Here is a 477-nt window from a genome sequence, read left to right on the forward strand (position 1 = left end):
GAATGCTGAGCAGTGTAGTCATCAGGATCCATGTTATCCGGAAGAAAAACTATTTCAACATTGAAATCTTTCAATTCTTCCAAGGCCTTGGCCGTCGCGGCCTGCCCAGCCTTATCGCCATCATAGGTCAAGACAAGTTTTTTACAATACTTAGCTAGGTGTCGAACATGCTCACCGGTCAAAGCTGTCCCCATAGAGGCGACTGCATTTTTAATACCGGCCCGGTAAGCAGCGATGACATCCATGAAGCCTTCCATCAGATAAACTTCACGCTGCTTCTTAATAACTGGTTTGGCCTTATCCAAATGATAGAGTTCATAACTCTTGTTAAAGATTGCTGTCCCACGACTATTTTTATATTTGGCTAGTTGTTTATTTGCCAAATCAGACTCGGTCCAAATCCGGCCTGAAAAAGCTACAACACGACCATACTCATCTGTCAAAGGGAAAATAATCCTTCCCTGAAAAGCATCGTAG

General features: G+C 43.4%; 1 protein-coding gene. It reads right to left on the minus strand.

The features are described 5' to 3' along the window. Positions 1-443 (minus strand): toprim domain-containing protein (locus ACTQ1S_RS09390; protein WP_441547573.1); only part of this gene is annotated, 443 nt, incomplete at its 3' end. Positions 444-477 lie beyond the last annotated feature (34 nt).

Origin of the sequence: Collinsella sp. LCP21S3_D3 (assembly GCF_052118305.1) — a bacterium.
GTDB lineage: Bacteria > Actinomycetota > Coriobacteriia > Coriobacteriales > Coriobacteriaceae > Collinsella.